The sequence below is a fragment of the Streptomyces sp. NPDC033229 genome (assembly GCF_055576875.1).
In genome coordinates this window covers 1-5,565 of sequence record NZ_JBVIQR010000121.1, presented here as the reverse complement: position 1 = coordinate 5,565, position 5,565 = coordinate 1, and the positions used below count along the sequence as shown (strand labels likewise).

At 59.9% G+C, this 5,565-nt stretch carries 4 protein-coding genes; all 4 read right to left on the bottom strand.

Annotation, left to right across the window (positions count from 1 at the left end; genetic code table 11):
• Positions 1 to 292: 292 nt before the first annotated feature.
• Genes ACZ53N_RS36140 through ACZ53N_RS36125 form a run of 4 tightly spaced genes read right to left on the bottom strand, consistent with a single transcriptional unit; the run spans position 293 to position 5,498 of the window.
• Complete coding sequence (locus tag ACZ53N_RS36140) at positions 293 to 1,078, bottom strand: transposase (protein WP_469144965.1); 786 nt, start codon at positions 1,076 to 1,078, stop codon at positions 293 to 295.
• An 18-nt stretch (positions 1,079 to 1,096) separates the two neighbouring features.
• Positions 1,097 to 2,239: a glycosyltransferase gene (locus ACZ53N_RS36135; RefSeq protein ID WP_469144964.1), complete on the bottom strand. Its 1,143-nt coding sequence runs from the start codon at positions 2,237 to 2,239 to the stop codon at positions 1,097 to 1,099.
• Positions 2,236 to 5,109, bottom strand: a complete 2,874-nt coding sequence (locus tag ACZ53N_RS36130; RefSeq protein WP_469144963.1) for a bifunctional glycosyltransferase/CDP-glycerol:glycerophosphate glycerophosphotransferase — start codon at positions 5,107 to 5,109, stop codon at positions 2,236 to 2,238. Before ACZ53N_RS36130 ends, ACZ53N_RS36135 begins: the two co-directional genes overlap by 4 nt.
• Before the next feature lie 35 nt (positions 5,110 to 5,144).
• Positions 5,145 to 5,498 (bottom strand): integrase core domain-containing protein, encoded by a 354-nt coding sequence (locus ACZ53N_RS36125; RefSeq protein WP_469144966.1) that lies wholly within the window; start codon positions 5,496 to 5,498, stop codon positions 5,145 to 5,147.
• Positions 5,499 to 5,565 lie beyond the last annotated feature (67 nt).

The window sequence follows — 5,565 nt, the reverse complement described above, 5'->3', positions numbered from 1 at the left end:
ACCACGGACACCCCCCTCCTCGCGCGGCAGATCACGGGTCGCGGTCCAGAAGGCCTGGATATCGAAGGCGCCGGGCCGGTAGGCACCCTGCGCGGGGCAAGCGAGATGAGCGCGGATGTTCCTGAGCCCCCGGCTGCCCCCGGGCTGGGGTGAGCCGGTCGGAGGTGGTGGGTTTCTCCCAGGGCTGGCGGAGGTCCTCGGCGATCGGCTGGCGAGCCTGAGCTGGGTGTGAGCGACAGTCAGACCAGGTCCAGCGGTCCGCCGGCTCAGGAGTACGGAGTTTCGGATTGGTTCAGCCGAGGGTGTGCTTCGCGAAGCGGAAGGTGTGCTCCAGATCGAAACGGCGGAGAAATACCTGCCAGAAACGGTCCACGTCATCCGGAGTGGCGCCGGTCTTGGAGAGCCATAACCACACCGGCGGGGCATCACAGTCCTTCGACAGATGCTCGACCTTCAACCACATCAACGTGCCCTCGGTCAAGGGAAGTTCACCGTCGTAGTTGAGCCAAGAGGCGCGGTGAGTGAGCCTTGGCTCGACCCGGTCCCGCGCTTGAGTCTCGGCCTTGCCGTAGTTGGTGGTTGCGGTGACCGTGGCGATCGCGGGCTCGGGCCAGGTCTCCGGCTTGGCGAAGCGGAACTCCGGTCCGTGCTTGGGTGGCCGACTGTTGACGCCGTGCATCCGAGGTGGCTTCGGCAGGCGCATGACGCGGTCGGAGCGGATCCGGCTGACCAGCTCGACCGGCAGGTCACGCAGGACCCCGGCCAGGCGGGTGACATCGTAGCCGGTGTCGCTGACGATCACGATGCCCGGGTCCCCGGCCTGCCGCTGCCCCAGGACGATGAGCCGTTCAACGACTCCTCGGAGCTGGTCGGCGGTGACGGCGGTCGCTTCGTCCTCCGGTCCGAGCCGGGCCGCGTCCAGGATCGCCGTCCAGGACGTGGCGCCGCTCCAGCACGAGGACCAAGGAGTACGGCCAACCTGGGATGACCTGCGATGCCGTCTTCGCGCGGCCGTAGACGTCGCGGAATAACCACTCCGCTGAGCACGGCGGGCCCGAACGAAGACACGGCGAGACATCGACTGCTAGGCCGGGGCTCAGCGCTCAAGGAACTCGAACAGCTTCTCCCAACGGTAAACGGTCTTGTCTGCCGCGTACCTCTGGATATTGATGAGTCCCCGCTCACCCATGGTGTCCCGCAACTGCTTGTCTCTCATCAGCAGACTGAGCCGTTCAGCGAAAGCCGTTACATTGCCCGGCGGAACCAGCAGTCCGTCCTCACCATTCTGGACGATCTCCCGCACCCCAGGCGCGACATCGAATGCCACACATGGCAGCCCCGAGGCCATTGCTTCCAGCAATGTGAGGGGAAAGCCCTCAGCACGTGAAGACAGAGCGAAGAGTGATGCGGCGCGCAATACGCCGGGTACATCGCTGGTTTGCCCCATCCACTGGACTGAGCTGTCGAGGCCAAGCCGGAGGCTCTGTTGGGTGAGGAGCTGCTCGTCTTCCCCTTTGCCATAGATCCGCAGGGTCCAGCCAGGATGCTCTTCGACCGTCAGCGCCCAGGCATCGAGCAACATGTCGATGCCTTTCTCCTGGCACAGCCGGGCGACGGTAACGGCCACTTTCCCGGCACGTTTCGATGGTTCTTCTGGCATCCAGGGCAGCGCATTTGGCATGAAACCGAGGTTGTTCAAGCCCTGGCGGATCCACAGGTCAGCGTCTTCTCTGGTGAGTGCTAGCAATCGGTCGACATCCTTGTAGTTCCGCTTCACGCGTCCGAACCGGGAGGATTGTTTGCAAGCCTCGAAGGATTCGTGGGTCATGCCGATCACCGTAAACCCGGAGATGTCGGCCATATTCACCCACTCCATGGCCCACACCTGGGCCACAATGATAATTCCTCCGGGCCTGGCTGACCGGAAAAGCGCCGACATGATGTCAGCCTTCTTTTGCATTTCTGTGTGCCGCCGCGACTGCCCACGGCGAGCCTTGATATTCGCATAGTCTCTGATCGTGCGCGGAGACCAGGATTTCGGTGGACGGACCTCGTAGAGGGTGGTCATCTTGTAGGGGGAATTAATTGGGAGCTCATGCGATACGGCCGACGGGGCGATGCCGATCAGGTGGACTCGATAGCCACGTTCAGCGAAGAGACGCGCCATTTGATGTGCCCACGTGGTGACACCGCCAAGCTCATCAATGCTGTTACAGACGACGAAGATGCTGCGGCTCATGCTCTACTCCTGGGAGCAAAAAACATATTCACAATTTGCTCGGCAGCATTGCCGCGGTCATATTCTCCAAATTCTTTGGCAAACTCGCTCCGCGCACCGACCCATTCGTCCTTGATCCTGGCTAGGTCATCCAGGGCCTCAAAGAAATCCTCTTCATTCCGAACCACGGGCCCTGGCGCATGATACGCAAGGTCGAAATATGTTCCCCGGGTATCTTTAGCGTACTTCTCAAGGTCATAGGGATAGAACAGCATGGGCCGGTCAAGTAGAGCGTAGTCAAACATGGCAGAAGAATAGTCAGTGATAAGGGCATCGGCGAGCAGGTACAGTGGGGTCACGTCATGTACATCGGTCACATCGATAACGGCGCCTAGGGCGGTGGGCGGAATCGCTAGCCTGTTGAGGTAGTGTGCGCGTACCAGGAGTACGTAGCGGTCACTGAAGCGGTCGGTGAATCCTTTAAGGCTGAAAGGCGGTTCAAAAGTGGGCGTCTTGCCGTTTGCCCGGCTCCGGAATGTTGGAGTGTACAGCAGGATTTTCCGCTCTTCTGGGATGCCGAGTTTCCCGGCGAGCGGACTGCGGGCCTGGCTGCGTCCCTCCAGTTCGGCCTTCCGTGCTGCGACGAGGGCGTCATTGCGCGGTGAGCCGGATCGGACGATTTTCGATTCAGGCAGCCGAAAGGCTGACACGAGAGTGCGGACGTCGTGCTGCGAGCGGACCAGGAAGTGGTCGAAGCGGTCGATTCCGCTCTGACGCTCCTCCTGCTGAGCCAGGGACTTCAGCCGCCACTCGGGGCTGTCAAAACCCATTTTTTTGAGTGCAGAGCCATGCCATGTCTGAATGTAAGTGGTCCCGGGGCGTTTTCGGAGTCTGGCTGGGTAACCCTGGTTGTCAATCCAGTACTCTGCCCGGGCAAGGCAAAGCAAGTACTGCCACGACCAGCGCCTGACGAGTTGTACGCCCTCTGGGAAGCCCCCGGTTTGTTTCGCGTAAGACCATACCGGGGTGAACTTTACGCCTCGCCTGCACAGCTCCTCATAGATGGCACGAGGGCTGTCGCTGTACTGCTTGCCGAGGTGGCTCTCGAATACCACCAGGCCTTTGCGTACCGGCATCTTGCAGAACACTTCATGATAGACACGGACCTTTGTGTTCTCGGATTGCGCCCGACGAAGCAGGGCCTTTGCTTTCCGGACTCCGGCACGGGCTACAGCCCCCACGGGTGCCTGAAACGCCCGGTCGATGACCTTGCGGCTACTCCGGCTGATGATGCCACGGGAAGCGAGCTGGAATACCAAGTGCCCTTTGGCAGAGATCATCGGCTCCAGCGTGTCAGCCACCAACCGGCTGAGCCGCGGCCGCATCCGAAGGCGCGTATCGGAGCTCAGCGATACACTGCCGACCGTGATCCGGGTACTCGTCTTCTTGCCATCAGCCGAGAGGATCAACCGCACGTCCCAGACCGCGTCAATGAAGCCCAATGGGCGCAGAGACTTTGTGAGTCTGGCAGCTGCAGCCCATTCGATGCCGTCGCCGCAGTGGCGCAACTCTATCACGGGGAAGCGGAATGCCCTCTGGGGAAGGCGTCTGGCTCGGAACTCGAGCTCGCCGGACAATTTTGCGCGCGATGTGATGACGCCGAGAGGATTGACGATGCGGCCAGCCAACTGCACACGGGAAGGGGTATGGCTGTACGAGAGAAGCTCGTTGCGGAGGCATAGGGCACTGATGTCCTGTGTGTGGTAGCCGGCCTCGGTCACGTTGAGAACCTTGAGGCCAAGGGGATCATCGAGGTGATCAGCGCACCAGTAAACGTGACCGCCTTGTTCCTTGAGCGGCGACGAGAGCTTGCCGCAGTTGATAAGGCTGTCCACACAACGCAGGAGATTCGGCCAGTCGTCCTTTACCAGAAGGTAGGCACAGATCGCTTGGACCGGCGACACAGCTCCGAGCGCCGCTTCGTCGATATCTGCGAGATAGGCTCGGGCGATCTCCGCAAATTTGCGCCGAAAATCCTCACTGCGGAATGGAATATCGCGCAGGTGGAGCACAAGGTCATGCTTGAGGAACTTAATATCCTTGGCAAGCCGCAGTTCGTTGAGCCCTCGGCTGCTCAGGAGAGCATCGATCCGCCGGTGGATCTCAAGCCGGTCAGCGAAGTTGCTAATCTCGTGGCGACGGTTCGTGACCGACTTGACATGAACGTTCTTATAGACATTCCAGCGGTAAACGTCGTTGGGAATTAGAACGATCCGCTTTGCTGTCAGATAGGCCTCAGCAACGAATAGTAGATCTTCATAAAGCAGGCCTTTAGGGAAGCGGAGGTTATTGCCCAGCAGGAAATCGAGTCGGTAAATCTTGTTAGTGGACAGGGTGTCGAACGCGAAGAGGTCCGGTAGGTCCATGATGGACTCAAGAATCCGAGTTCTCCGGTACAGCCACTCACACCATCTATGGGTCTCTCCGCGCCAACTATCGACGTACGTACGCACGCACAATCCGGAAGCCATGTCTGCATCCGCATGGAGAGCAGCTTCGAGTAGATTCCGACACGCATTACGCTCCAGTACGTCATCACTGTCCAGGAACATGACGTACCGGCCGACGGCCTTGCCAATACCTACATTACGCGGCTCGCCACCCGCACCACTGTTTTCTAGCAGCCGGAACGCCCGGACCCGCCTAGGGTGACGAGAAGTAAGCTCCAGAGCAACCTCATAGCTACGGTCTTTACTGCAATCGTCAACGATCACAACCTCTACGCTCTGCAGCGTCTGACACAAGACAGACTCCACCGCGACAGGGAGGCGTTCAGCATCATTGCAGACAATAACAACTACCGTAACCTCAGCCACAGAGCGCTCCATCATGGAAACATGGTACGCCGCCGACATAACATTTTGGGTCATTGCAGTGTCCTGACCTGGGAGCCTGGCTCTGTCCACGTCGAAGTGCAGCGGTTCCTGACGAGTTCAGGCTCTGGTCCACTTCTTGGATGTACCGGATTTCGAACATGTCTATGCGGCTTGGGCCAGGGTAGTTGCCAGCGGGAAGCATCGAGTTGCGCCTCACGCTCGTTCGACCAGCCTTTGCGGCCCTTGAGTGTCTCTCTCTTGAAGGCCGCGTTGAACGACTCGGCGGCGGCGTTGTCCGCGCTGGACCCGACCGCGCCCATGCTCTGCCGGATCCCTGCTGACCTGCAGACTTCGGCGAAGGCCCGACTCGTATATTGCTCGGACTCAATCGGTCGTCGCAACACCGGCTTCTTTAGTTGAGGATAGGTGTTCGTTGAGGGCTTCGGCGGGTGTCTTCCATCCGAGGGTTTT